The organism is Ruegeria sp. CDSC068, assembly GCF_059610545.1.
In genome coordinates, this window is the sequence record NZ_JBXWNV010000004.1 from 336,751 (window position 1) to 361,605 (window position 24,855).

24 protein-coding genes are annotated in these 24,855 nt (G+C 59.5%); 8 read left to right on the forward strand and 16 right to left on the reverse strand.

The features are described 5' to 3' along the window. Positions 1-93: 93 nt before the first annotated feature. Genes AC2FID_RS10950 through AC2FID_RS10965 form a run of 4 tightly spaced genes read right to left on the reverse strand, consistent with a single transcriptional unit; the run spans position 94 to position 7,686 of the window. Entirely contained in the window at positions 94-1,419 is a 1,326-nt protein-coding gene (locus AC2FID_RS10950) for an aspartate aminotransferase family protein (protein ID WP_496836801.1), read from the reverse strand. Then, positions 1,416-3,794, reverse strand: a complete 2,379-nt coding sequence (locus tag AC2FID_RS10955; protein ID WP_496836803.1) for a GcvT family protein — start codon at positions 3,792-3,794, stop codon at positions 1,416-1,418. The genes AC2FID_RS10950 and AC2FID_RS10955 overlap by 4 nt, the downstream gene beginning before the upstream one ends. After that, positions 3,791-6,157 (reverse strand): GcvT family protein, encoded by a 2,367-nt coding sequence (locus tag AC2FID_RS10960; protein WP_496836805.1) that lies wholly within the window; start codon positions 6,155-6,157, stop codon positions 3,791-3,793. Before AC2FID_RS10960 ends, AC2FID_RS10955 begins: the two co-directional genes overlap by 4 nt. Continuing rightward, a complete protein-coding gene (locus tag AC2FID_RS10965; RefSeq protein ID WP_496836806.1) occupies positions 6,157-7,686 on the reverse strand; it encodes a trimethylamine methyltransferase family protein in 1,530 nt (509 codons plus the stop codon). The genes AC2FID_RS10960 and AC2FID_RS10965 overlap by 1 nt, the downstream gene beginning before the upstream one ends. 80 nt (positions 7,687-7,766) lie before the next feature. Here AC2FID_RS10965 and AC2FID_RS10970 point away from each other — a divergent pair, with 80 nt between their 5' ends. Then, the gene (locus AC2FID_RS10970; protein ID WP_496836808.1) at positions 7,767-8,735 is read left to right on the forward strand and encodes a LysR family transcriptional regulator; all 969 of its coding nucleotides are present in this window, start codon (positions 7,767-7,769) and stop codon (positions 8,733-8,735) included. A gap of 45 nt (positions 8,736-8,780) precedes the next feature. Here AC2FID_RS10970 and AC2FID_RS10975 read toward each other — a convergent pair whose 3' ends face one another. From AC2FID_RS10975 to rbfA, 7 genes are all read right to left on the reverse strand, one after another. Next, a complete protein-coding gene (locus tag AC2FID_RS10975) occupies positions 8,781-9,206 on the reverse strand; it encodes a VOC family protein (protein ID WP_282152321.1) in 426 nt (141 codons plus the stop codon). A gap of 224 nt (positions 9,207-9,430) precedes the next feature. Then, the gene (gene rpsO / locus AC2FID_RS10980; RefSeq protein ID WP_039543122.1) at positions 9,431-9,700 is read right to left on the reverse strand and encodes a 30S ribosomal protein S15; all 270 of its coding nucleotides are present in this window, start codon (positions 9,698-9,700) and stop codon (positions 9,431-9,433) included. A 143-nt stretch (positions 9,701-9,843) separates the two neighbouring features. After that, positions 9,844-10,851, reverse strand: a complete 1,008-nt coding sequence (locus tag AC2FID_RS10985) for a calcium-binding protein (protein WP_496836809.1) — start codon at positions 10,849-10,851, stop codon at positions 9,844-9,846. 95 nt (positions 10,852-10,946) lie between these two features. Further along, positions 10,947-11,450 (reverse strand): DUF1643 domain-containing protein, encoded by a 504-nt coding sequence (locus AC2FID_RS10990; protein ID WP_282170211.1) that lies wholly within the window; start codon positions 11,448-11,450, stop codon positions 10,947-10,949. Between the two features lie 21 nt (positions 11,451-11,471). Next, the gene (gene truB / locus AC2FID_RS10995) at positions 11,472-12,377 is read right to left on the reverse strand and encodes a tRNA pseudouridine(55) synthase TruB (protein ID WP_282170212.1); all 906 of its coding nucleotides are present in this window, start codon (positions 12,375-12,377) and stop codon (positions 11,472-11,474) included. A 60-nt stretch (positions 12,378-12,437) separates the two neighbouring features. Next, positions 12,438-13,175: a phosphodiester glycosidase family protein gene (locus AC2FID_RS11000; RefSeq protein WP_282119560.1), complete on the reverse strand. Its 738-nt coding sequence runs from the start codon at positions 13,173-13,175 to the stop codon at positions 12,438-12,440. Continuing rightward, a complete protein-coding gene (gene rbfA, locus AC2FID_RS11005) occupies positions 13,172-13,567 on the reverse strand; it encodes a 30S ribosome-binding factor RbfA (protein ID WP_058274960.1) in 396 nt (131 codons plus the stop codon). The genes AC2FID_RS11000 and rbfA overlap by 4 nt, the downstream gene beginning before the upstream one ends. A gap of 91 nt (positions 13,568-13,658) precedes the next feature. Here rbfA and dapB point away from each other — a divergent pair, with 91 nt between their 5' ends. Beyond that, on the forward strand, positions 13,659-14,468 hold the full coding sequence (gene dapB, locus AC2FID_RS11010; protein ID WP_496836813.1) for a 4-hydroxy-tetrahydrodipicolinate reductase: 810 nt from the start codon (positions 13,659-13,661) through the stop codon (positions 14,466-14,468). Between the two features lie 6 nt (positions 14,469-14,474). Here dapB and AC2FID_RS11015 read toward each other — a convergent pair whose 3' ends face one another. From AC2FID_RS11015 to tmpA, 4 genes are all read right to left on the reverse strand, one after another. After that, positions 14,475-15,335 carry a hypothetical protein gene (locus AC2FID_RS11015; protein ID WP_496697192.1) on the reverse strand — a complete coding sequence of 287 codons (861 nt, stop codon included), beginning with the start codon at positions 15,333-15,335 and terminating at the stop codon, positions 14,475-14,477. A 98-nt stretch (positions 15,336-15,433) separates the two neighbouring features. Beyond that, positions 15,434-16,102 (reverse strand): ureidoglycolate lyase, encoded by a 669-nt coding sequence (locus tag AC2FID_RS11020; RefSeq protein ID WP_109313582.1) that lies wholly within the window; start codon positions 16,100-16,102, stop codon positions 15,434-15,436. Next, positions 16,099-16,689 (reverse strand): (R)-1-hydroxy-2-trimethylaminoethylphosphonate oxygenase, encoded by a 591-nt coding sequence (gene tmpB, locus AC2FID_RS11025; protein WP_282170215.1) that lies wholly within the window; start codon positions 16,687-16,689, stop codon positions 16,099-16,101. Before tmpB ends, AC2FID_RS11020 begins: the two co-directional genes overlap by 4 nt. Next, the gene (gene tmpA, locus AC2FID_RS11030) at positions 16,686-17,822 is read right to left on the reverse strand and encodes a 2-trimethylaminoethylphosphonate dioxygenase (RefSeq protein WP_058274955.1); all 1,137 of its coding nucleotides are present in this window, start codon (positions 17,820-17,822) and stop codon (positions 16,686-16,688) included. Before tmpA ends, tmpB begins: the two co-directional genes overlap by 4 nt. 99 nt (positions 17,823-17,921) lie before the next feature. Between tmpA and AC2FID_RS11035 the strand changes: the two genes are divergently transcribed. Beyond that, complete coding sequence (locus AC2FID_RS11035; RefSeq protein WP_496836816.1) at positions 17,922-18,776, forward strand: LysR family transcriptional regulator; 855 nt, start codon at positions 17,922-17,924, stop codon at positions 18,774-18,776. Between the two features lie 4 nt (positions 18,777-18,780). Here AC2FID_RS11035 and AC2FID_RS11040 read toward each other — a convergent pair whose 3' ends face one another. After that, complete coding sequence (locus AC2FID_RS11040) at positions 18,781-18,963, reverse strand: DUF1674 domain-containing protein (RefSeq protein ID WP_170550772.1); 183 nt, start codon at positions 18,961-18,963, stop codon at positions 18,781-18,783. Positions 18,964-19,052: 89 nt separating this feature from the next. On the opposite strand from AC2FID_RS11040, the gene AC2FID_RS11045 reads away from it, so the two are divergent. From AC2FID_RS11045 to AC2FID_RS11065, 5 genes are all read left to right on the forward strand, one after another. Further along, positions 19,053-20,309 (forward strand): RsmB/NOP family class I SAM-dependent RNA methyltransferase, encoded by a 1,257-nt coding sequence (locus tag AC2FID_RS11045; protein ID WP_496760675.1) that lies wholly within the window; start codon positions 19,053-19,055, stop codon positions 20,307-20,309. Positions 20,310-20,399: 90 nt separating this feature from the next. Next, entirely contained in the window at positions 20,400-22,139 is a 1,740-nt protein-coding gene (locus AC2FID_RS11050; protein ID WP_496836818.1) for a heparinase II/III family protein, read from the forward strand. Positions 22,140-22,161: 22 nt separating this feature from the next. After that, positions 22,162-23,751 carry a bifunctional phosphoribosylaminoimidazolecarboxamide formyltransferase/IMP cyclohydrolase gene (purH, locus tag AC2FID_RS11055; protein WP_109313576.1) on the forward strand — a complete coding sequence of 530 codons (1,590 nt, stop codon included), beginning with the start codon at positions 22,162-22,164 and terminating at the stop codon, positions 23,749-23,751. Further along, positions 23,751-24,221: a signal peptidase II gene (gene lspA / locus AC2FID_RS11060; protein WP_109313575.1), complete on the forward strand. Its 471-nt coding sequence runs from the start codon at positions 23,751-23,753 to the stop codon at positions 24,219-24,221. The genes purH and lspA overlap by 1 nt, the downstream gene beginning before the upstream one ends. Before the next feature lie 50 nt (positions 24,222-24,271). Continuing rightward, complete coding sequence (locus AC2FID_RS11065) at positions 24,272-24,790, forward strand: DUF3035 domain-containing protein (RefSeq protein ID WP_282152334.1); 519 nt, start codon at positions 24,272-24,274, stop codon at positions 24,788-24,790. Positions 24,791-24,855: the final 65 nt, after the last annotated feature.

A 24,855-nucleotide genomic window follows, 5' to 3' on the forward strand; every position in this document is an offset into this window, starting at 1 on the left:
CGCCCGCCTTATGGCGGGCGTTTTTCGTCCCCGGACAACTATGAACGTCCGGATCATTCGAAGCGAAATAGCATGGGCCGATGGCCCAGCTACTTATGCTTTGGCGACACTCACGGCGGCTTCGAGCGCCTGATCAAGACTGTTCGCCACCTGATCCACGTCGTCCAACGACAAACACAACGGCGGCACCATCCGCAAGCATTGTTGAAACGGACCGGACTTTGACAGGATAATTCCTTGTGCGCGGCAGGCTTCGAAAACCTCTGTGGTCATTTCTTTGTCCGGCGTTTTGCTATCCCGGTCTTTCACGAATTCCAGCGCAAGCATAAGCCCTTTCCCGCGAACATCGCCGATGACCTGATACTTGTCTTTCAAGCCGTGCAGCCTTTCCAGCAAGGAGGCCCCCACTACGCGGGCGTTTTCCTGCAACCCTTCGTCCCGCATAACGGCAAGAACCGCACGGGCTGCGGCAGCCGAGGTCGGGTTGGCACCATAGGTGTGGAACATAAACCTCTCTGCCATGGGTTCGGCGATATGCTTCTTGGCCACAACTGCACCAATCGGAAAGCCATTCCCCAGACCCTTGGCCATGACGATGATATCGGGAACAACGCCGTCCGCTTCGAACCCCCAGAAATTCTCGCCCGTACGGCCAAAGCCCGACTGCACCTCGTCCGCGATATAAAGACCTCCTGCCGCGCGCACGCGTTCGGCTGCGCCGGACAAATAACCGGGCGGCATTTCGATGATGCCACCATAGCCCTGCACGCTTTCGACAAAGATGCCCGCCACATTGCCGGATGTGGCTGTGGCGATTGTGCGATCGATCTCACCCAGATAGGGCTGCGTGCCCGGCCCAAAGATGCCGCGGTATTGATTGGGTTCCGGCACGAAGGCAACGTTGCCGGGCATGCCCGGGTGACGCCAGCCCGAGATGCCGGTGATCGACTGCGCCGCAGCCGTTGGTCCGTGATAGGCGGTACGCAGCGCCAGCAAATCCAGATTGCCAGTGTATGTGCGCGCCATGGTCATCGCCAGATCAACCGCTTCGGATCCGGAGTTGGTCAGGTGCACGACCCAGTCATGTCCTTTGGGCATCGTTGCGGCCAATTCTTCGGCCAGATGCGCAGGCGTTGGGTGGTAAAACATTGTCGTGCAGTGGGTCAGCTCTTGCGCCTGTGCAGTTGCCGCCGCCACAACACGAGGATGCGAATGTCCGACCGAGATACAGACGTTCATGCCCAGCAGGTCAGTGTATTTCCGACCCTCCGTATCCCAAAGGTATTGGCCCTGACCTTTCTTGAAAACGATAGGTTCGCGAAACGGTGTGAACCGCGTTAGTGAGGCCGCATAGTACTGATCCCGTCGCGCGGCTGTGTTCGAGAAGTCCCAGTCGGTGTGAAGGGGGTGGTCGGTCATTTGGAACCTCCGGTTTTCAATCGTGAGTTTTTGGGGTCAAAGGGGGCCTCAGGCAGGATCGTTGCCGCACGATGCTGGCCCAGGATTGAGATGGTCAGCCCCTCGCGCGCGGTCGGGTCGCGCAGATAGGCCAAGGCCAGAACTTTACCGGTCCGGTGGCCATAAGCACCCGAGGTGGCGATGCCGACCGGGATACCGTTTTTCCAGATCGTGTGCGCGTAGAACGGATCTATCTCACCGACCTCGACCTCAAGCAGCACCATATCCCATGCGTTGTCCCTTGCTAGTTCGTCGCGTAGGTCCTTGCGGACAAACGGGGTCAGACCTGCCTCTAATGGGCTGCGTTCGGTCGTCAGATCACTGCCCCAACCGCGATAGCCTTTTTCAAGACGCATGGAGTTTGCAGCATAGGCCCCGTAGAATCCCAGACCATGAGGTTTGGCGATCTCTTCAAGCGTCATGAAAAGTTGCACGGCATGTTCTTTAGCCACGTGCAGTTCCCAACCGCATTCGCCCAGATAGGATACTCGCAAGGCGCGCAGGGAAATCCCGCCGACATGGGTCTCGTGCGCGGTGAGCCATGGCATATGGTTCAACTCGGGCAACACATCGGAGGATTTGGGCCCCATGACGCCGATAACTGCCAGATCCTCAGAGACGTTTCGGATGGTGACGTCAAAGCCCTTGGCAACCTGCGTCAGAAGATCATAGTCGATCTGCTCGGCCGCGGCAGCGCTGGTCAGATAGGCGTGACGCTCGGCCAAGCGGGTGACGGTGAATTCCGACAGCACGCCACCTGTGGGTGTCAGCGCATGGGTCAGGCCGATCCGGCCCGGCTGGATCGCGCGGTTCGCGCCCAATGCTTGCAGGAAGGCCGCGACATCGGGGCCGGTGACGTCGAATTTTGAAAACACGGACAGGTCCGCCATGGCGACGCGATTGTGCGCGGCCTCGACCTCTCGCGCCACGGGTTCGAACCAATTGGCGCGGCGGAAGGTTTCACCGGCGATTGCTCCGGGTGTGTTTGAGAACCAATTAGGACGCTCCCACCCATAAGCCGCTCCCATCACCGCGCCACGTTCGACCATCAGGTCGTGCAGCGGGGACAGCCGCAGGCCGCGCCCTGCGGGCCGTTCCTCATGCGGATAGTGCACTCCAAATTGCAGGCCGAAACACTCGACGGCCTTAGCCACGCGGTAATCGCGATCCGCCCATGACCCGAAACGGCGGCTGTCGACGGCCAGCGCATCCATCGGTGGGGCACCGTGGGTCATCCAATGGGCAAGGAACCATCCGGCGCCGCCACCCTCCATCACGCCCATGGACGAACCGGTCAGCAGCCACGCATTTTCCAATCCTTGCGCAGGCCCGATCAGAGGGTTGGCGTCAGGTGTAAAGGTGATCGGTCCATTGATCACCGATTTTACACCACCGGTTTCCAGCGCCGGTATTCGTTCCATTGCGGCCATGATGATGTGTTCCACACTGTCCAGATCCGGCGGCATCAGGTCCGCGCCAAACTCCGGCGGCACACCATCAACGGACCAGACCTTGGCGTCCGTTTCATAAGGCCCCAGGATCAGCCCATCGCGCTCTTGCCGTACATACCAGCTTTCTTCAGGGTCGCGGATGATCGGCAGTTCGGGCAAGTCGGCTTTGATCCGGGACGATACGGCCTCCACCGTGTCCGTCACCAGGTATTGGTGCAGCACCGGAACAGACGGGATGTTGAGTCCCATCATATGCCCGATTTCCCAGCCCCACGTGCCTGCGGCGTTGACCACGTGGGTGGTTTCTATGATCTCCTTCGCAGTCTCAATCCGCCAATGATCCTGCTGACGCTCAATCGCGGTGACTGCGCAATTGCGTATGATCCGAGCCCCGCCACGCCGGGCAACCTCAGCCATTGCGTGGGTCGCCAGCGTAGGGTCTACATGGCCGTCATCAGGTTCATAAATCCCGCCGATCAGCCCATCCAGTTTGGCCAGAGGGAAGAGCTCGGCGATCCGATCGGGCGTCAGGACCTCCAGCGGGTAGCCGGTGAATTCGGACAGACCGGCCACATGGCGGAACTCATCCATTCGGTCGGGGTTGCGGGTAATCCGCATCGCGCCAGAGCGGTGAAAGCCGCAATCGCGTCCGGTTTCCCGCGGAAGTATATCGCGGTAAAGCCGAACAGAGGTGGCGCGCAATTCCTGAATGGTGGGATTATGCGCGAAATGGGTGCACAGTCCCGCCGCGTGCCATGTCGAACCATGGGTCAGGTCGTTTTTCTCGACCAGCAGAACATCGGACCAGCCCGCCTTGATCAGATGATACATCAGCGACACGCCCATCGCGCCGCCACCGATGATGACAACCTGCGCCTTGATCATGCGCGCATCCTTTCGCCTGAGGGATCAAAGGGCGGACGTCGCAAGGGCTGCGCTGGATAGTCCTGCCCAGCGACCCGAACCGCGAATTTTCGATCGCATGTCTGGGTCAACGTCTCGCCCGATTGGACCGCGACCATGGCAAAACACAGGTTCAGTCCCGTACGCGGCCCGCGCCCGCCCGAGGTTGTCAGCCCCACATGGGTGCCGTCCTCGAACACCGGTTCGTCATGCAACATCAGGGCATTGCCGTGAACTTGCAGAAGGATCAGGCGCTGTTGCAAGCCGTTGGACTTTTGCTGTTCCAGCGCCGCTTTGCCCTGAAACTCCTTGGACCAGTCGATGGTAAACCCCAGACCGGCTTCCAGCGGAGTGATCTTGGGGCCAAGTTCATGCCCCCAGTGTTTGAAGCCCTTTTCCAGCCGGCAGGCGTCAACCGCATAGTGGCCCAGCGGGCGCGCGCCTGCCTTGTGAAGGGTGTCGAACAACTGAGGGGCCTGAGCGTTGGGTATGGTTAGTTCCCAGCCCAATTCTCCGACAAAACTAACGCGCGTGGCGCGGCAAGCAATGCCTGCCATTTCGGCGGTGGCGGCATAGCCAAATGCCATTTCTGGAACGCTGCCAAGACCCTGTAGCAGCGTTCGGCTGCCACCTCCCATCACACCGATTGTGCAGAATGCTTCGGTCACATCCCTGACAGATACCTCGCCCTTCACATGCCTGCGCAGAAACATCAGATCGCGCATGCGCGTGGCGGCGCCCGAGGTCAGATGAAACGCATCCCGACCCAACCGCGTGATGGTCACATCCATTTCGATCCCACCGCGCGCGTTGAGTATCTGCGTATAGACAGACCGACCAATGGGCACGTCCATCTGCGCGGTCGTCAGGTGGTTCAATGCCTTCAGAGCATCCGGCCCGGTGATGTCCAGTTTGGTAAACGGGCTTAGGTCAATCAGCGCAGTGCCCTGATCCAAGACCGCCGCTTCGGCCTCAACCAGCGGCCACCACCCCTGATCTGTTGTCGAATAGGGCTGTGCCGGTCCGTAATACAGCCCGCGTTCCCAACCGGCCGTCAGGCCAAAATGCGCCCCAGCCTCAGCCCAGAAATCGTGCAGTGCTGTGGTGCGCAGACCTCGGCCGGCGTTGGGCTGTTTATATGGCCAATGCAAAGCGAAAAGATCCGCGACGGCCTCTTCCATGCGGTCGGCCATATGTTCAGCGCTGGCTGTGTGCGGGTCGACCCGGGCAACATCGACCTCCCACATGTCCATCGGGGGGTGGCCGTCGACCATCCAATCCGCCAGCGCCCGCCCAATCCCCGCCGAAGACATGACTCCGACCGAGTTCATACCCGCAGCCACAAACAAACCATTGACCGAGGTTTCACCAACAAGCGGCCTTGTGTCCGCGGTAAAGCTTTCCGGGCCATTCATGAAATGCTGAATGCCGACCGCTTCAAGGCTGGGGCACAGCTCTAATGCGGCCTCCATGAAAGGGGCAAATTGATCCCAATCCTCGGCCAGTTCAAGAAAGGGTCGGTCGCCTTCGGGGCCATAAGCGTCCCAGCATTTGGCGTTGGGTTCAAAGCCGCCGATCACAAGCTTGCCCGCATCGCCCTTGATGTAGATGCCCCGGTCCAGATCTCGGATCACTGGGAACGGGTTGGGCAGGTTGGGCATGGGTTCGGTGACAACATACATGTGCTCGACCGCCTGTAACGGAAGCGCGACGCCAACATTGGCGGCCAGCTCACGTGACCAAGCGCCGGTGGCAAGAACGACCTGATCGGCGTCCAGTTCCGTCCCATCGGTCAGGGTTACACCCGTGATCCGCTGACCCTTTTTCCGCAGGGACTGAACCCCGGTATGTTCGCGGATTGAAACGCCACGATCCCGTGCACCTTTGGCGTATGCCATGCACAAATCGACCGGATTCACATTGGCGTCTTCCGGCACATGGAGCGCACCGACATAGTTCCTCAGATCAAGGTGTGACAGGGGCACGTCCGAGGCCTCGATCATGCGTGGGGTCAATCCCAGCGTCTGGCCCAGATCCGCAATCCGGCGCAGCTCGTCCAGGCGGGCAGGGTCGCTGGCCAGCCAATAGCCAGAGGTTTGGCGATATCCAGTGGACATGCCAGTTTCGGCCTCAAGGGTAGGAAAAACCTCAAGTGCGGTCATTGCCAATCGGGTCATGTTTGGCGTTGCGCGCAGCGGACCGACAATCCCCGCCGCATGCCAAGACGTGCCCGAGGTCAGCTGGTTGCGCTCCAGAACAGTGACGTCATTCGAACCGCGTTTGGCCAGATGGTAGGCCAAGCTCAGACCAATAGCGCCACCTCCGATGATCAAGATACGGCTCATCAGAAGTAATCCTGATCTGGCTTCTCGGCCTTACGCTGCGCGATATAGTCCTGCAGCGCGGCGTCGATGCCGGGGGCGAGACCGGGGTCTTGATATGCGTCAAGCCGCTCTTTCCAGATTGCATTGGAGCGGGCTGCGGCATCCAACTCTCCGGCCGCGTGCCATTGTTCGAATGAATTGTCATCCGGGGTCCAGGGCCGGAACAATGCGGACATGAAATTGGCCTGCGTATGCTCAGAGCCCAGAAAATGCCGCCCCGGTCCAGTCGCGGCAATTGCCTCCATCGCCTGAGCGTTCTCGCTCATGTCGATTCCATCGAAGAACCGTCCGACTTTGCCACAAAGATCATGATCCAAGATCGTTTTTTCGAACGAGGTCACCAACCCACCTTCGAGCCATCCAGTTGCATGGTTGATCAGATTGGCACCCGCGAACATCGACATCATAAGGCCCCATGTGGCCTCTTGCTGGCTCTGGGCGTCCGAAACTTTTGAGGCGCTGAGCGTGCCAACCGTGTGCAGCGGCACCCCCAGCCTGCGGGCAAGCTGTCCGGCCGCCAAAACCATCAACCCGGCTTCGGGCGTACCAAAAGTGGGCGCACCGGATTTCATCGACATGGTTGAGGCAAAACTGCCCATCATGCAGGGTGCCCCGGGGTTTATAAGTTGGGTCAGCGTCATCGCCGCCATGGTTTCAGCCAGCACCTGCGCTAACGTCCCGGCAACGGTGGACGGCGACATGGCCCCGGTCAGAACCCAAGGGGTGCAGGCAACCGGTTGCCCGGCACGGGCATAGGTTTTCAATGCGCCCGACATGTGGCTGTCCATCACCAGCGGCGCGTTTGTGTTCGAGACACAATACAGCACGGCATTTTCCGCCACGAAGTCCTCGCCGAACACAATTCGTGCCATGTCGATCGCGTGACCCGCACGTTCAGCCCCGATAAATGCCCCCATGAAGGCACGATCAGAATGGCGTATATGGCCATAGAGCATGTCGAGATGGCGTTTGTTGGCCGGTAAATCCACTGGCTCGCAAACCACGCCGCCCGAATGGTGCAGCCAAGGCAGACTGTGATGCAGCTTGACCAGATCAACGAAATCCTGATGCGAGGCATAGCGCCGCCCGCGGTCCAGATCATGCACAAAGGGCGGACCCCAGGCCGGGCATAGCACGCTGGCGTCACCGCCCAATTGAACGCTGTTGGCGGGATTTCGGGCGTGTTGAACGAACTGTGCTGGCGCGGCTGCCATGATCGTATTGCGGCAGAACCCCGGCGCGAACCGAACGCGAGAGCCGTCGACGTCACAGCCTGCATCGGCAAAAATGCTCAGGATTTCCGGGTCGTCCTGAAACTCCATCCCTGTTTCGGCAAGGATGGTATCCGCATTGGCCTCGATCTGTTCCAACCCTGCCTCGCTGAGGACATTGAAGGTCGAAAGCTTGCGCAGAATATACGGCGCGCGCGCCTCGGGAAGAGTGCGAGGTCCAGCGGCCCTGCGGCGTCGAGATGAGCGCGAACGTGTCATGGCCAAAGCGTTGACCGAGTGCTTGACGTAAACCAAGAAAATTCCAACAGTATAAGGACTATTTATACTAAGGATGAGCAATGCTGGATCATCGTAAACTCTCACCAAGTCTGATGCGTTCACTTGAGGTTTTCGTCGCCGTTGCGGAAACGGGTCAGATGCGGGCGGGCGCAAAACTTCTGAATCTGTCGCAGCCGGCGGCTTCCCAGCACGTCACAGCGTTGGAAAGGGCCTTCGGCACTGTGCTTCTGGATCGCAGTACACGTCCGGCGCGGCTGACCTATGCGGGTGCGCGTTTGCATGGAAGAGCGCAGAAAATTCTGGATGCACTTTCCGACATGGAAACGGAACTGCGCCACGTTGGCCAGAAATCCCTGACGCTGCTGCGGGTCGGCATTCAAGCCTCGATCGCCACGACGCTGACGCCCTCTTTGGTCGATTTCGCGCAGCGTGAGTTCAATGTCGAAGATATTACCCTGCATGCCGGCCAAAGCGGCAACCATGAACACCTGCTGCGGACGAAACAAGCGGACCTCGCGATCACATCAAATCCGTTTCTGGATATGGATGGCTTGGAGCGTCATCACGTTCTGACCGAAAGATACCTGCTGGTTCTTCCCGAAGCATATGACGGCCCGACGGACAGCCTGGAGGCGATCCAAACGCGGCTTCCGCTGGTGCGGTTCGGAGATACAACCAACGCGGGCCGCCAAATTGCGCAGCATCTGCGCCGATTGCGGTTTGAGCCCGACAAGGTCATCCAGGCGGACCGCTCCAGCATGGTTACATCCTGTGTTTCTGCAGGTCAGGGGTTCAGCCTTTTGACGCCGACATTGCTGATCGATGGTCTGGTTGAGAATATGAACCTGCGGTTGAAAGATATTCCGGTCTCGGGCCTTTCGCGCACTTTAACTGTTGTCGCCAGAAAGGAAGAGCTGCAGAGTTTTCCGAAGGCACTTGCAGACATGTCCAGGCAGAAATTGGTGCAGCGCATCACCGGCCACATGGGCGACATCGGAGCAAAAAGCGTAGAGTACGATATGGTCTAGCGCGTCGTCACAAGCTGAACAGCGCGGGGAACTTCGGGCTCAGGTTCAGCCCAAAGTCGCGACCTGTTGGTGAACTTCGACAACATTGCCTTCGGGGTCGCGAAAGAACACTTGGTGCCACTCTTTCGAAAAGGCAGTGCCATAGTCCGAATAAGGAACCGCGTTTTCATCAAGTATCCTCAGGACCGCGGCAAGATCATCCGTTCGGAACGCGATGTGTCCGCGGCTCACTGGATTGATGACCTGATCATTTTTGAAAGCGACGTCAAAGTCCCGTTCCGCAAGGTGCATCTGCATGCTGCCGTCCGTTGCAAAGCGGATTTGGCCGTCATAACCCGAGTCTTCGGTTGCTTCAGAGCGCGGGAAATTATGCTGCGGAATATCACCCAAACCCAAGACGTTTGTATAAAAGTCGTGTAGGCGGTCAACGTCGTCTGCCACCAGGTTAATATGATGAAATTCCAGCTTCATTTGGTTCCATTTTACTTGTCGTCACACACTGGATGTGTGCTTGGGGGACTGAGGTATTGAGCAGCTGTTGATCAGGTCCCGGGATAGTGCCGACAGAGTTTGTGAACTGCAAGCCGGATTGAGCCCCACCATACCGCTACTCCGAGCGCGCGTTCCCTGATCCAACAAAAAACGCCCGCCAATTAGGGCGGGCGTCCGAAATCCAAAAGCGGTAAGATCCGAAATTAACGACGGATGCCCAACTTTTTGATCAGGTCCTGATAGCGCGCTTCTTCTTTGCCCTTCAGGTAGTCCAGCAGCTTACGGCGCTGGGCGACCATTTTCAGCAGACCGCGACGACCGTGGTTGTCTTTCTTGTGGGTCTTGAAGTGCTCGGTCAGGGTGGTGATGCGCGAGGTCAGGATGGCAACCTGGACTTCTGGCGAACCGGTGTCGCCGTCCTTGGTGCCGAATTCTTTCATGACGCGTGCTTTTTCAGCGGCAGTAATCGACATCGGGGTCTCCTTTAAAGGTTAGAGTTGATGGCGCAGGCCGGGATGTCGTCCAGCACAGGCCCATGGAGAAAACCGCACCGATTCCGATGCGGATGGGCGCGTATAAGCGGATTTCAGGCAAATGGCAAAGGGATTCTATTGCTTCAACTCAGCGCATTGAGCTGCGACAGTTCCTGACCGTTGATCAATTGGATATCGTCCAGGGTCAACCCTTTGGCACCCAGCAGTTGGGCGACGTCTTGTCCGTCGACCATGACACGGGTCAGGTTTTCGTTTTCAGTGTCTGTTTCAATGTTGATCTCCGGATCTTCCTCGCCTTCCCACGAGATCAACAGCTTGTCCTGCCCGGGTTCAAAATCCATGACCTTGACGGCATCGTCGTCATCCTCGGGGTTCAGGTGGATGCTGTCGGCGCCTTCGCCTCCGGTCACGATATCACCGCTATGGGCAGCAATAATGTCGTCGCCGGCTCCGCCATTCAGAAAATCCACGGAGTCTTCGTTTTCGCCATCCTCACCGGTCAGCACGTCGTCACCGTCGCCGCCAAACAAGACGTCTTCACCTGCGCCACCAGCAAGCTCATCGTCGCCATAGCCCCCATGCAGCGCATCGGCGCCCGCGCCTCCGGTCAGCGTGTCGTTGTCCTGACCGCCGTACAGGTCGTCATCCCCATCGCCACCGTCCAGCCTGTCGTCGCCGAAATGACCAAAAAGCTTGTCGTCGCCATCATCACCGGACAGGACGTCATCGTTACCTTCGCCATGCAAAACATCATCGCCTTCGCCGCCCTGGATTGTATCAACGCCATCGCCGCCATGCAGGGTGTCATCGCCCATGCCCCCCAGCACAGTGTCGTCGCCACCGTAGCCGTTGATCTGGTCGTCGCCATCTTGCCCGGTCAGAATGTTTGTGTCGTCGTCCCCGGCCACAACCAAATCGCCTTCGAATTCCGAGACTGTGGTCCCGGTCGAGGGCTCTTCGACTTCGTCGATGTTTTCACCAATCTCAAGATACCTGCCGTCAGAGACCTCTTGCGGTTCATCTTCGATGATCTCGTCTTCTTCGGTGTCGTCGTCAGCCTCCATAATACCGCCCATCGCATAGGCTGCTCCGCCCATTGCGGCCAGGCTCAGCAATCCGAACAGAAACATGGCAACCCTCCGAGAACGCACTGCTCCGAGGATGAAATATCCCATGTGATCAGTTAGTTGGTCAAAGCCAATCTGAACTTGTGGTTAACCGTCGGTCACCACGGTTCGGGCTGTTGGGTATAGGCGATGTAAAGCGGGTGCTTGGGGTGTCCGGCCTTGGTCAGCCCCAAATGAAACAGTTGCTGACCGGTGCCGCGCAGCAGCGTCTCAACCGCCGGGCCGCGGTCCAGATGTGCACCATGGGTGCCCCATGCGGCGATGACCTGATCGGCCCATTGAACACCATCCAATATGGCCGCGTCGTTCTCGGGTCCTACCGGGTCGGCAGCAGCGCGCATCTTGCGCGGGTCGGTGTCGCGCCAGGCAAAGATGTTGGTTACCTGAAATGCTCCGAACCCCAGCGCCCGCGCGCGGCGTTCGCAACGTTCCACCGTCGGGTCGTTCTGAACCTCGGTCGCGGTTGACGGGTTCAGCATCACAAACAGCGCTTTGCGCCCCGCAGGATCCCAGATACGGGTCAGGCTATAGCGATATTTCTCGCAATCGGAATAGATGGCGGTTGAGGGCGCGTCGCCCTTAGTGTGCGTTCGGGTAATCATGCCCTTCGCCTAGCACGTGGCTTAGGTAACGAACACCCGGCTGGGGTGCAATTCGCCCGATTTGTAGATCCCCACCGCCACGGCCTTGCCGTCCAGCGAAGCCCAGGCTTCATCGCCGTATTCCACGTCCGAGGCCAGAACCATGCCCGGATTTCCGTTGCGCAGGCGGGTTGCGCCTTCGGGTGTGCATTTCAATTCAGGCAGATCGGCGAGACCGGTTTCCAGCGGGTGCAGGTAGTCGTCCAGTGCGGTTGTCTTGGCCATTTCATCGATCTGTTCGATGCTCAACCCGTCTTCAACCTCGAACGGGCCGGACCAGACGCGGCGAAGAACTTTGACATGGCCGTGGCATCCCAGCGCCGCGCCCAGATCGCGGGCAATCGAGCGGACATAGCCACCCTTGCCGCAAGTCATCTCTAGCACGACGTGGTCTTCGTCGGGGCGGTCGACCAGAATCAACTCTTCTACCCAAAGCGGGCGGGCGGATAGCTCTACGTCTTCGCCGTCTCGCGCCAATTTATAGGCCCGTTGCCCGTCAATCTTAACGGCCGAGAATTTGGGCGGGACCTGCATGATATCGCCCAGAAACCGGGTCAACGCCTGTTTGATATCGTCATCCGAAGGGCGCGCGTCGCTTTGTGCGATCACTTCGCCCTCGGCATCGTCGGTGTTGGTTGCCTGACCCAAACGGACGGTGAAGGTGTAGGCCTTCAGCGCATCGGTGATGTAGGGAACGGTCTTGGTCGCCTCACCCAAAGCCACGGCCAGTACGCCGGTTGCTTCGGGGTCAAGCGTGCCTGCATGGCCCGCTTTCTTGGCATCCATCGCCCACCTAACCTTGTTGACCACAGCGGTCGAGGTCATGCCCGCGGGCTTGTCCACCACCAGCCAACCGGAAATGTCGCGACCCTTGCGTTTGCGTCCCATTCTACACCCTGAATCTTACCGAGGCGCGCGACCTAACGGATCGTTCTGCCACTGTCAATTTCAGGGCGTATCTTCGACCACACCTACAATAGGGCCAAGCGAAAACCCGACATCCGACCGATTTCCGGCGCGTTCATACATACGAGAGATATTGCCGTCGAAGAACAGGGCATTCGGCGTTTCAAGGACATCGCGGAACAGGCTGCCGAATTCGTGAAATGTGACATAGTCATCCGAGATCGCGAATACTGCCCGTGTCCCATCCGCGCTGGTACCAACGCCGTTGCGCACATAGCGCGAGGTCGAATCGGGCAAGAAGCGCGGGTGCAGTTCACCGCCTATGACCAGCATCGGGCCGGATTGCGTGGCGAAACGGCACTGCGGGGCCTGATCAACGTAATCCAAGGTTTCGAACACGTCGGCACGGCCCTCGCGGATGCAAAACACTCCGTTCGGCAGCAAGCCGAAATTGCCGGGACCGGCATTCGGGATCACCCGCATCTGTTCCTGGCCGTCTTCAACGTAATGCCCGACAGGCGAGCGGTCGTCATGATACATGCCCGCGTTCATGGCAAATGCCAGACGCTTTCCCTGTGGGGCCAGGGTCTCGTTCACCGATGAGAAATGGCCCAGCACCTTACCGTCTTCATCATTGAGGAAGAGGCGCAACTCTTCGCTGGCGGCGTCCACATCGCAGATGGTGTACCGCTTGTCCTCATGGGTCACCTTCTCGCATGTGACCGCTGAGGCCTGCGCGGCCCAGAAGACCGCGCCCAAAATGACAAATGCGCGGATCACTCGTCCAGATCGCGGCGCACCGCGTCCTGATCGAACATGCGGCGCGTGTCATCCATTCGGTCAAAGGTGTCATCCAGCCGGAACCGCAGATCGGGTGAGAATTTCAGACCGACCTTCTTGCCGACCGCCCGCCGCAATTCACCCTTGTTGCGGGCCAGCAGCGCGATCACATCCTCCTGCCCCTTGCCGCCCAAGGGCAACACATAGGCGGTGGCGATCTTCAGATCGGGTGAGGTGCGCACCTCACCCACGGTGATTGACATGCGGTTCAGGTCGGGGTCGTGGACATCTCCGCGCGCCAGAACCTCGGACAGGGTGCGGCGGATCAGTTCGCCGACACGAAGCTGTCGTTGGGACGGGCCGGGGCCATCGTGGAATTTGTTCTTTGCCATATCCCCGATCTAAGCCCAAAGCAGGGCTTTGCCAAGCGGGCGCGAACGGGGTAGGAGGCTTTGAGCCGAATTCAACAAAAGGACCAGCGCAATGACCCATATTCCGGGGATCGTCATCACAGGGGCTTCGGGCCGTATGGGGCAGATGCTGATCAAAACCGTGACGGACAGCGATCAGGCGCGTTTGGTTGGTGTTGTTGAGCGGGCGGGCCATGACTGGATCGGTCAGGATGTGGGCGAGGCGCTGGGCGGTCAGTCGCTGGGCGTCACCGTCACAGACGACCCGCTGGAGGCGTTTTCGCAGGCGCAGGCGGTGATTGACTTTACTGCGCCCGAGGCGACGCTGGAGTTTGCCGCACTGGCCGCGCAGGCACGGTGCGTCCACGTGATTGGTACCACTGGCATGTCGGATGAGCAGATCGCAGCGCTGGAACCGGCCTCTCGCCATGCGGTCATCGTGCGGGCAGGGAATATGAGCCTTGGCGTCAACCTGCTGGTGCAGTTGACCAAAAAGGTCGCCGCAGCGCTGGATGAAGATTTCGACATCGAGATCATCGAAGGGCACCATCACCACAAAGTCGACGCGCCCTCGGGTACAGCACTGATGCTGGGCGAGGCCGCCGCCGAAGGGCGCGGGGTTGATCTGGCCGATGTGTCCGATCGGGGCCGCGACGGAATTACCGGCGCGCGCAAGCGGGGCGATATCGGGTTCCATGCCATTCGCGGCGGTGACATCGTGGGCGAACACGACGTGCTGTTCGCAGCCCCCGGAGAACGCATCGTCCTGCGCCATCTGGCCACCGACCGCACCATCTTTGCCCGCGGCGCTTTGAAGGCGGCCCTATGGGGACAGGGCAAAGCGCCCGGTCAGTATGACATGGTGGATGTATTGGGGCTGTAAGGGATCCTATCTGAACGCGGCGATTCCCGGCGGTTCTGCATGTCCCAAGTCAATATGCGCGAACAGAGCATCCAAACGCTGGTCCCATGTCGGGAACTGACCTGTCAACGCATAGGTCAGACGCTCTGCTCCGATTGATATGCCTAACGGTGCGGCCTCGCCGCCGATGATGATCTCTCCGATTTCGGTCCAGTTGGCAGATGGTGGATAGGATTCGGGTGCGGGTTCAGTTTGATTGCCGACGCGGTAATAAACGCCCATCGTGACCAGGTAATCCTCGCCAAACGGATCGGGAAAGAAATAACCAGAGGCGTCGCGGGCGGCCAATGCCTCGGCCTCATCGCGCAGCAGGACCTTTTGCGAAAACGGCAAGTTCATCCCATCTAGAACCGGGCGCACGTCATCGGCCTGAGGCACGCTGACAAAAGCAATGCGGGAAGGGTCAAGGCTGAACTCTTCAGTCAGAAGACGCACCATAAGTTCCGTGGTGTCACGCCCGCTGACCGCACCTTCTGGATGGCAGCCAACCTCGTGAAACAGGGGCAGGACATCGGGGCGGTTTTTTTCTTCCACATCTGCGACGCGAGCCAGCGGTTGTATGACGAAAGCGTTTGGTTGCAATTTCTTTTGCTCGAAATCGTGCCGCAGCCCGCCATTATAGTCGACGTTCCCGGTGACAATCGAAAAAGGTTGTGACTCGGAAAACCCGAGCTTGGCGAACGCGGCTTTGAGACCAGCCAGTGTTTCGGCGAACTTTGCCTCGAACGCCTCATTCTGGCCAGTTGCGCCGACAGCAAATCGCGACAGCGCCGCACTCGCGGTGGCTGCGGTGCCTAGTTGTACCAATTTCCGACGGTTCAATCCCATCTGCGCCTCCCTTATGCACACACAGGGTGAGTATCGCAGAAGTTTGCGGCAAAGGTTAAGGGAATCTGAAAAGCGCCGCCCGGAAGAGACAGGTTTGGCTACAGATCGCGTATCTTGTCCGCGCGCAAGGGGCAGGCAAGGTAAACGCCGAACTCTTTGCCGATATCGGCGCTGACCCGGGCGTGCACCCGGCCCTGCCGATCAAGGAAGCGTTGGTTGTCTTCGACGGGGAATATCCCTTCGTGCCAGATGCCGGGATGAATATAGAGGCCACGCGTGCCGTCACACCAGAATGCGACCACCTTTTCTGGCGTCAGGTTGTCGCCGGGCAGGGCGACAGGCACGATGAAGGGCTTGTTGTCCAGCGGCCAGAACATCTGCCCGCCATCGGGGTGGTAGTTCATGTGCCACAGTAGAACCTGATCGCGCGGTGCCGTCTGCAGGTCGGTCTGCGCCTGTTGTGGATCAGCGGACCAACCCAGAACATAGTGGCCTTTGACGGCCTCGTTCTCACCATAAAGCACGTCACCCTGCCAATCGCATTTGAACGTACCTTCGACCCAGCCGCCCTCGTCGCCGGTGCCTTCGTCAATCTGGCGCCAGCCCTGTTGGGGCCAGCGAGCTATTTCAATCTCGAAGGTATCGGGGTCATCAACCAGACAGCCATAGCCTTTGACCGACGTGTCCGTGGCCCGGATCAGCGGAACCTCGTGCCAGGGAAGGGACGGTTTTGAACTGGCCTCGAAGATATATTCAGGCGCGCTCATGATGTGCCCAGATGCCTGTCGACCATGCGCTGTACCATCGGTGCGAAATGGGTGAAATCCGGCGTGTCCATGTCAGCCCGCTTGCCCGCCTCGTCCAGATAGCGCACCTGAACGATCTCTTTCAGGTTCGGATTACTTTCGAACTCTGCGACCTCTTCAGCGCTCATCGGCCCGCCCTGTAATTCAAGCGTATGGACCGAGGCGGTGGAGAGACGGTTGAAATATTCCGGTTTGGTGGCGCAGAGATACCGCTTGGCTGCCACGTGATAGCGGCAGCAATCGGTGATAACCGAGGGGAAGAACTGTTCCAGCACCTCAGCGCCTGCATCCTCGTGATGACGGTCCTCGGTGTCATCTGGGTGATAAGTGCCGAACTCGGAGGTGAAATGGCCGATATCGTGCAGCAATGCGCCAACGATGATTTCCTCGGGCTGGCCGTTCTGCTCGGCGATCGTGGCACCTTGCAACATGTGTTCAGCCATGGTGACGGGCTCACCCAGATATTCCTCACCGCCGCGGCGGTCGAAGATATCGCCGATGAAGGCCACGATATTGTCCCGGCTCAGGGTCGAGAAATCGGGCTTCATTCTGCGGCCTCCGGTTGGCTCATCTCCATCGCGGCCAATGTGGACAGCAACCCGTCTTTGTCGGCGTAACAGCCCTGTAACCAGCGTGACCCCGCACCGGAATAGCCCAGACGCGCGTGCAGCACGCGGGTGTTGTCGACGATGAAACTCTCGCCTGGTTCCAGTTTGAACGACACGCCCATGGCAGGGTCGTCGATGATCTCGCCCAATTGGCGATAGGCGGCGTAATAGGCCTCCATCTGGTCGAACGGCACGTCGACGAACGGCGCGGATGAGCGGTTGTTGAACCGGATACCGACCAATTCTCCATCCGGTGACAGCTCAATCATCGGGCGGCGTGACCGTAGGCAGATACCGTCCGAGCCCTTGTATTCGAACCGGGCGGGGTAGCCTGCCAGCAAGGCAAAACCTTCCGGGTTCTGTTCGTGCAGTTTTTCAGCAGCGCGGAAGCCGTCAACCACGATGGAATCACCACCCTCGGCGCTGTTTTCCAGGCAATACAGAATTTGCAGCGTCGGAACCGGATCACGATAGGGGTTGTCGGTATGCGCCTGCAGACCAAGGCCTGTATAGGCGAGGTTGGTCGGGTTCACCTCGGTTCGGACCTCAAAATAGGGGCCATAGTTGGTTTCGCGCACATAGCCGAACAGATCGGCGACTTTCAGCAAGGATTCCGGTTCGGTCGGGCCGCCGGTCAGCTTGGCAAAGCCGTATTCGGCCACCGCAGCTAGCCATCCGCGTTTGGCGCTGGGATTGGCGTGGACCTCATCCCAATCAGCGCTGGGCGCGTCGATGCCGCGTCCCCAGGTGGTGATGTCGGGAGCCGTCCGACCCATGGGGCGGTTTTGATCGCGGTCATAGCCGTGCTCGGCCAGCCAGTCGGCGGGAAAGGTGACGGTCTTGCCTTCTGGCTGAAAGGTGACTGTCAGATCACCATTGCTGATTTCGGCGGCGCTAACCGAAATGTCTGAGGGGATATCACCGATGGTGATCAGACGTTGGCCATTGCCGGGCGCGCGCGTTTCGGGGTCCAGCGCGTTGTCGCGTAGCCAGATGGCGTGAAAGCGAGCCTTTGTGCCGGTGTCGAATTCTACGGTCACAACCGAGGCGTCATGGGTGGCAGAGCGCAGCATGGGGGATCTCCTGTTCAGCGCGGGCTTTGGTTGAGGAGATACGCCTCTTGTGGCATTACGACAATTAATCCTTCTTTCTGCTGAGGCTTGGAAAAACTTATGGCTAAGAAAAAGATCGGGTTGCCGCCCTTGGATTGGCTGCGCGTTTTCGAGGCGGCGGGGCGTCTGGGCGGGTTTTCGGCAGCGGCGAGGGAATTTGGTCTGACACAAGCGGCGGTAAGCCAGCGGATCGGTAACCTAGAGGCCTGGCTAGGGCGCACGTTGTTTGTGCGTGAGGCGCGTGGCGTGTCATTGACTGTCGAAGGGGAAAGCTATCTGCCACTGGTGCAAGACAGTTTGCAGGCGCTTGAACGCAATACCGAGGATCTGTTTGGAAAATCCCCGCGCGAATTGCGGGTGGCCGGTTTGTCATCGCACATCCATGCGCTTGTGGTGCCAAGTCTTGCCCGGTTTCAGGAGGTGCAGCCGAAGGTGCGTGTCCTGACCGATTCCGTGGCGCGGCGGTCGTCGCTGGATGAAGAGCGGACATGGCTGCAAATCCGCTATGGTCGCGGTGCCTGGCCCGGGCGGGATTCCGAATTGATCGCAGCCGAAGTGTTGGTGCCGATGGCGGCTCCGGGTGTTGAATGGGGCGCGCCTTTGATTGATCTGCGCGGAGAACGGCCGGGGTGGCGAGACTGGGCGCGAAAGGCTGAGCAGGGCGATGTGACGACGTCGACCATTAGCTTCGATTCAATGGAACACGCGTTGTCCGCGGCACTTCAGGGCATGGGCGTAGCGTTGGGGTCGGTGCCACTGGCCAAGGCGGATCTACAGGACGGGCGGTTGCGCCGGTTGCACCTGCCCGAGCTGAAAACGAAAGATGGGTATTGGCTGACATGGCCGGAAGAACGGGCGAAATCAAAGAAGCAGCGCGCTCTGATAGCGGATTTTCTGGAAGCTCTGCGGGGATAGGCGATCAGAAATCGATCGCGATGCCTTTCTTCTCCCAATCGCCATAGCGGGCCGGGTCAGGACCGTCGCGACCGCCCAGTTCCTTTGGCATCTCTTTCGCTTTGGCCTCTGCCTTGCGACGGCGCTCTTCGGCTTCGGCCAAGGCGCGCTGGGCGGCAGGCGGCAGGTCTTTGCGGTCGTCACTCATGACTTCGGGTTCCTTTCCGTGCATGGGCTTGATATACGCCCGCGTCCGCCATTGGCAATGCGGGCGAGGATTTATTCAAAGGCGATTCCATGTCCGACAACGCAACAGCCGCCCGACGCAGCGCAATCTATCTGCTGGATCAGATACTGGGCGAAGGACGCCTGCTGTCCGAATGTCTGGCCGCCGGTGCGCTGGACCGGTTGGCCCCTGAAGATCGCGCGCGGGCGCAACGTCTGACGCTGGAAACCTTGCGCGGGTTGGAGCGTGCGGATCGTCTGCTGGAAAACCACCTGAACCGTACCCCCGCTTTGACTGTGCATAATGCCCTGCGCCTTGGCGCGGTCGAGCTGTGCCACGGTGAAGCGGCACATGGTGTGGTGAATTCAATGGTCGACATTGTAGGGCGTTCACGCAAGCACGGACGGCTGAAAGGCCTGGTGAATGCCGTGTTGCGTAAAGTGGCCGCCGAAGGGCCCGAAGCATGGCCCAAAATGCGCGTGCCGCGTTTGCCCGAATGGCTGCGTGATCCGCTGATCATGGCCTGGGGGGAGGATGCAATCGCGGGAATGGAAAAGGTGCAATTTGCCGGCGCACCGCTTGACCTGACTGTGAAGCCGGGTGCCAGCGGACCGGGTGAAGTCCTGCCGACCGGTTCGACGCGGCTGCATGATGCCGGTCAGGTCACTGCCCTTCCGGGCTATGGCAAAGGTGATTGGTGGGTGCAGGACGCGGCGGCCGCTATTCCAGTGTGCATACTTGCCCCGAAATTGGGCGAAAAGATCCTCGACCTTTGCGCCGCTCCGGGTGGAAAAACACTGCAACTAGCGGCGGCTGGGGCCGATGTTACGGCGCTCGACGTTTCGGAAACGCGATTGGCGCGGGTGCATGAGAACCTCAAACGCACCGGGCTGAAAGCCACTGTCGTCGCGGGCGACGCGCTTGAACATCAGGGCCAGTATGACGCCATCCTTTTGGACGCGCCGTGTTCTGCCACGGGAACGATCCGCAGGCACCCTGACTTGCCTTTTGCCAAAGACGGATCGGAATTCGGTGAGCTGATCGAGCTGCAGGCCCGGATGCTGGCCCACGCCTGGAGCTTGCTGAAACCCGGCGGGCGGCTGGTCTATTGCACTTGTTCTCTCCTGCCGGATGAGGGCGAGGTGCAGGTCGAAGAAGCGCTGGACCAACACCCCGATATGTCGGTGGATCGGGCGGCTTTGACCATTGCCGGAATCGAGTCCGAATGGATCACCGAGGAAGGCGGCCTGCGTCTGCGGCCCGATTACTGGGCTGATCTTGGTGGAATGGATGGGTTCTACATCGCACGCTTGAACAAATCGGCGTAGAAGCACGCTTTTCGATGACTTGACGATCGCCCCGGTCTATCGTTGGGTCTCAGGCGCCAGCAGAGCGCAAGGGGCAGAGTAACGAGCGTCATGTCGAAGACAGATACCATGACCAATCAGTGGACACGGTTTCAGAACCGTCTCTATGCACGCATCAGCCAGCGTCGCAAAGCGGTCTCGGGGTTTGTTGGCGAGCCGGAACCACGCACGGTCGGCTCATTTGCGCGCGGGCGTCAGTTGGTCGCCGGAAATCTGCTGTTCGCAGGCTATCTGGTCGAAGCTCAGGATACCGAGCTGTGGGATGTGACCGCGCCCAGTACCGGGTTTGACAATGAACGCCACGGCTTTGCCTGGCTCGACGATCTGGCGGCTGTTGGCGATATGCGCGCGCGTGAAAAGGCCCAGCGGTGGGTCTGGGGCTGGATTAACGCGCATGGCCGCGGTCAGGGGCCGGGCTGGGCACCTGATCTGACCGGTCGGCGCGTCATACGCTGGATTAACCATGCGATTTTCCTGTTGCGCGGCGCAGATGAACATCAAAGCAGGATGTTTTTTCGTTCGTTGGCCCAACAGACATGGTTTTTGTCCAAGCGCTGGAAGGCAGCGACTCCCGGTCTTCCCCGGTTTGAGGCGCTTGCCGGGCTGGTGCAGGCTGGTCTGGCGCTGGAGGGGTTGGAGCAAATGGCTGATCCTGCCCTTCGTGCTTTGGCACGCGAGTGTGACAGTCAGGTAGACGAACAGGGCGGTATCCCAACCCGCAACCCCGAAGAGCTGCTTGAGGTCTTTATGCTGCTTTCATGGACCTCGGCCGCGCTCAGCGCGTTGGGCCGGGGCACGCCCGGGGCGCAGGCAAGTGCCATCAAACGCATGGCCCCCACCTTGCGCAGCCTGCGCCATGCGGACGGGGCTTTGGCTCGGTTTCACGGCGGTGGGCGCGGTGTCGAAGGGCGTCTGGATCAGGCACTGGCGCAAAGCGGTGTCAGGCCACATCACGCCACAGGGCTGTCCATGGGATTTGCCCGACTTTATGCGGCCAGAACCAGCGTGATTGTGGATGCCGCCACTCCACCCAAGGGGGCGGCGTCATACAACGCCCATGCTTCGACCCTGGCGTTCGAACTGACGTCGGGCCGCAGACCGCTGGTGGTCAATTGCGGGTCGGGCGAAAGCTTTGGGATGGAATGGCGGCGTGCGGGTCGGGCGACACCGTCGCATTCGACACTGTGCCTAGATGGGTATTCAAGCGCTCGGCTGGCGCCACCGACGCAGGGCGCCGAACGCGAGGCACTGGTGGATGCGCCGCATGAGGTTCCCATTGATTTCGAGGATGCCTTTGAAGGCACGCGATTCATGGCCGGGCATGACGGGTATACCAAGGTCTTCGGATTGACACATGCGCGTACCTTTGAGCTGCGCTTTGATGGGCGTGAGCTGGCCTGCGAGGATATTCTGCTGACGGCCACCGACAAGGCGAAGCGCCAATTTGACAAGGCGATGGACGCCTCGGGTCTGAAGGGCATCGCCTTTGACATCCGGTTTCACCTGCATCCGGACGTGGATGCGGCACTGGATCTGGGGGGCGCTGCGGTGTCGATGGCGCTGAAAAGTGGTGAGATTTGGGTTTTCCGCCATGATGGCGTCGGAAAATTATCTGTAGAACCAAGCGTTTATTTGGAAAACGGGCGTTTAAAACCACGCGCGACAAAACAGATCGTTCTATCTGGCCGCGCAATGGAGTATGCGACGCGCATCCGGTGGACGCTGAGCAAGGCCCAGGACACAGCCTATGCCGTGCGGGATATACACCGGGACGAGCCCGAGTTTTACTGACGCCAAAAGGACCTTTGACCCCATGACCGATCTTCACCCCGTGCGCCGCGCGTTGCTTTCCGTTTCCGACAAGACCGGGCTGATCGAGCTGGGCAAGGCACTGGCCGAGCGCGGGGTCGAGTTGTTGTCGACCGGTGGTACCGCCAAGGCGCTGCGGGATGCAGGGCTTGAGGTGAAGGATGTCAGCGAGATCACTGGCTTCCCCGAGATGATGGATGGCCGTGTTAAAACACTGCATCCCATGGTGCATGGCGGTCTGCTGGCACTGCGTGACAACGAAAGTCATGTAGCGGCGATGGATGAGCACGGCATCGGTGCGATCGACCTGCTGGTGGTGAACCTCTATCCGTTCGAGGCCACGGTAGCCAAAGGTGCGGGTTACGACGAATGCATCGAAAACATCGATATCGGTGGCCCGGCGATGATCCGCGCGGCCTCGAAAAACCACGCTTTTGTGAATGTAGTTGTGGATGTTCAGGATTACGACGCGCTGCTGGCTGAGCTGGCGGCTAACGATGGGCAGACTTCCTATGCGTTCCGTCAGAACCTGGCGCAGACAGCCTATGCTCGTACCGCCGCCTATGACGCGGCCGTGTCGAATTGGATGGCCGATGCGCTGGCCGCCGAGGCCCCGCGCCGTCGCGCCTTTGCCGGAGAATTGAAGCAGACCTTGCGTTATGGCGAAAACAGCCACCAACAGGCGGTTTTCTACACCGATGGCACCAACCGCCCCGGTGTGGCGACAGCGGTGCAGCATCAGGGCAAGGAACTGAGCTACAACAACATCAACGACACAGACGCGGCATTTGAACTGGTGGCCGAGTTCGATCCGGCGCAAGGCGCAGCCTGCGCGATCATCAAGCATGCCAACCCCTGCGGTGTTGCCAAGGGCGCGACATTGATCGAGGCCTATAAGGCCGCGTTTGATTGTGACCGCACTTCGGCCTTTGGCGGGATCATTGCGCTGAACCAGCCGCTGGATGCCGAAACCGCGCAGGAAATCACCGGAATTTTCACCGAAGTTGTGATCGCTCCGGGTGCGTCGGATGAGGCCAAGGCAATCTTTGCCGCCAAAAAGAACCTGCGTCTGCTGACAACCGATGGTCTGCCGGACGTGACCGCAGGTGGCAAAACCGTCCGTCAGGTAGCTGGTGGTCTTCTGGTGCAGGATAAGGACAACGGATTTGTCGGCCTGGATGACCTGAAGGTCGTCACTAAGAAATCCCCGACCGAGGAACAGATGCGCGATCTTCTGTTTGCGTGGAAAGTGGCGAAACACGTCAAATCCAATGCCATCGTCTATGTCAAAGACGGAGCAACCGTGGGTGTGGGTGCCGGGCAGATGAGCCGCCTGGACTCGGCGATGATTGCAGCGAAGAAAGCCGGGCGCATGGCCGATGCTCTGGGCTTGGCCCAACCACTGACAATCGGTTCCGCCGTGGCGTCGGATGCGTTTTTCCCGTTCCCGGACGGTCTGATGGAAGCGGCCGAGGCCGGCGCGACCTGTGTTATCCAGCCGGGTGGTTCGATGCGCGATGAAGAGGTGATCGCAACCGCGGATGAGGCCGGTCTGGCCATGGTCTTTACCGGCATGCGCCACTTCCGCCACTGATGCGCTATCGTCTGCTTCTCTGGGCCGCACTGGCTGCGTTACTGATCGACCAAATCAGCAAGTATCTCGTCGTTCACGTGATGCGCGTGGCTGATGGGAACATTGATGTCCTGCCGCCGTTGCTGGTGTTCAAATACGGTGAGAATCGGGGCATCAATTTCGGCCTGTTTCAGGGCAATACCGATGCTGCCCGATGGGCGTTGATCGGAGTTTCCATGGTCATCGCAATCGGTGTGCTGATCTGGCTGATGCGCACAGCCCCGTCGAAACTGATGCTGGTTTGCGGCGGGTTGCTGATTGGCGGGGCGCTGGGCAACGTCGTGGATCGCCTGCTTTATGGTTATGTTCTGGATTTCCTGAACATGTCCTGTTGCGGCATCAACAACCCTTTCGTGTTCAACCTTGCTGATGTGTTCATTTTTGCGGGAGCGATTGGTCTGGTGGTGTTCGAAGGCAAAAAGGCCTCGTGACGTGCCATTTGAAATGCGATAAAAGCGCCTGAAACAGGCTGGAGACTCTGATGCGGCTGCCGCGTTCCTTATTTGCTTTGACATTGGCTTTTGCGGCTGCAGGCTGTTCCGATATCGGATTGCGCCACTTGGAAGCGCCCGGGCAGGGGCCGGACGAATTCTCGGTCCTGCCTGTCAAACCACTGACTCAGCCCAAGGATTACGCTTTTCTGCCTGCGCCCACTCTGGGTGGTGAGAACCTGACCGATCCGAACCCTAAGGCCGAAGCTGTCGTTGCCCTTGGCGGGAACGAATCTTCGCTGAATGCAAATACGGCCATCCCGTCCACGGACGCCGCCCTTGTGACGGCCTCCAGCCGGTATGGGGTTCCGGCAAATGCCCGGCAGGTGGTTGATGCCGAGGATGCAGAATTCCGCAGAAAGCAGAGCCGCCTGACGCGCTTGCGCTTGTTCAACGTGGATCGGTATTCGCAGGTCTACCGCCGCGAAACGTTGAATCCCGACCGTCAGAATGAGGCAGCACGCCAAGCCGGGATAGAAACACCTTCGGCGCCACCGGTAGATGAATAATCTTTAACTTTTCGTCATTGGCCTTGAACCCGCGTGGCGCCACCGTAGTTTGAACAGCATAAATC

Coding starts and splice junctions, on each gene's coding strand:
- AC2FID_RS10950 (WP_496836801.1), bottom strand. CDS start 1,419: ATGACCGACCACCCCCTTCACACCGACTGGGACTTCTCGAACACAGCC.
- AC2FID_RS10955 (WP_496836803.1), bottom strand. CDS start 3,794: ATGATCAAGGCGCAGGTTGTCATCATCGGTGGCGGCGCGATGGGCGTG.
- AC2FID_RS10960 (WP_496836805.1), bottom strand. CDS start 6,157: ATGAGCCGTATCTTGATCATCGGAGGTGGCGCTATTGGTCTGAGCTTG.
- AC2FID_RS10965 (WP_496836806.1), bottom strand. CDS start 7,686: ATGACACGTTCGCGCTCATCTCGACGCCGCAGGGCCGCTGGACCTCGC.
- AC2FID_RS10970 (WP_496836808.1), top strand. CDS start 7,767: ATGCTGGATCATCGTAAACTCTCACCAAGTCTGATGCGTTCACTTGAG.
- AC2FID_RS10975 (WP_282152321.1), bottom strand. CDS start 9,206: ATGAAGCTGGAATTTCATCATATTAACCTGGTGGCAGACGACGTTGAC.
- rpsO (WP_039543122.1), bottom strand. CDS start 9,700: ATGTCGATTACTGCCGCTGAAAAAGCACGCGTCATGAAAGAATTCGGC.
- AC2FID_RS10985 (WP_496836809.1), bottom strand. CDS start 10,851: ATGTTTCTGTTCGGATTGCTGAGCCTGGCCGCAATGGGCGGAGCAGCC.
- AC2FID_RS10990 (WP_282170211.1), bottom strand. CDS start 11,450: ATGATTACCCGAACGCACACTAAGGGCGACGCGCCCTCAACCGCCATC.
- truB (WP_282170212.1), bottom strand. CDS start 12,377: ATGGGACGCAAACGCAAGGGTCGCGACATTTCCGGTTGGCTGGTGGTG.
- rbfA (WP_058274960.1), bottom strand. CDS start 13,567: ATGGCAAAGAACAAATTCCACGATGGCCCCGGCCCGTCCCAACGACAG.
- dapB (WP_496836813.1), top strand. CDS start 13,659: ATGACCCATATTCCGGGGATCGTCATCACAGGGGCTTCGGGCCGTATG.
- AC2FID_RS11015 (WP_496697192.1), bottom strand. CDS start 15,335: ATGGGATTGAACCGTCGGAAATTGGTACAACTAGGCACCGCAGCCACC.
- AC2FID_RS11020 (WP_109313582.1), bottom strand. CDS start 16,102: ATGAGCGCGCCTGAATATATCTTCGAGGCCAGTTCAAAACCGTCCCTT.
- tmpB (WP_282170215.1), bottom strand. CDS start 16,689: ATGAAGCCCGATTTCTCGACCCTGAGCCGGGACAATATCGTGGCCTTC.
- tmpA (WP_058274955.1), bottom strand. CDS start 17,822: ATGCTGCGCTCTGCCACCCATGACGCCTCGGTTGTGACCGTAGAATTC.
- AC2FID_RS11035 (WP_496836816.1), top strand. CDS start 17,922: ATGGCTAAGAAAAAGATCGGGTTGCCGCCCTTGGATTGGCTGCGCGTT.
- AC2FID_RS11040 (WP_170550772.1), bottom strand. CDS start 18,963: ATGAGTGACGACCGCAAAGACCTGCCGCCTGCCGCCCAGCGCGCCTTG.
- AC2FID_RS11045 (WP_496760675.1), top strand. CDS start 19,053: ATGTCCGACAACGCAACAGCCGCCCGACGCAGCGCAATCTATCTGCTG.
- AC2FID_RS11050 (WP_496836818.1), top strand. CDS start 20,400: ATGTCGAAGACAGATACCATGACCAATCAGTGGACACGGTTTCAGAAC.
- purH (WP_109313576.1), top strand. CDS start 22,162: ATGACCGATCTTCACCCCGTGCGCCGCGCGTTGCTTTCCGTTTCCGAC.
- lspA (WP_109313575.1), top strand. CDS start 23,751: ATGCGCTATCGTCTGCTTCTCTGGGCCGCACTGGCTGCGTTACTGATC.
- AC2FID_RS11065 (WP_282152334.1), top strand. CDS start 24,272: ATGCGGCTGCCGCGTTCCTTATTTGCTTTGACATTGGCTTTTGCGGCT.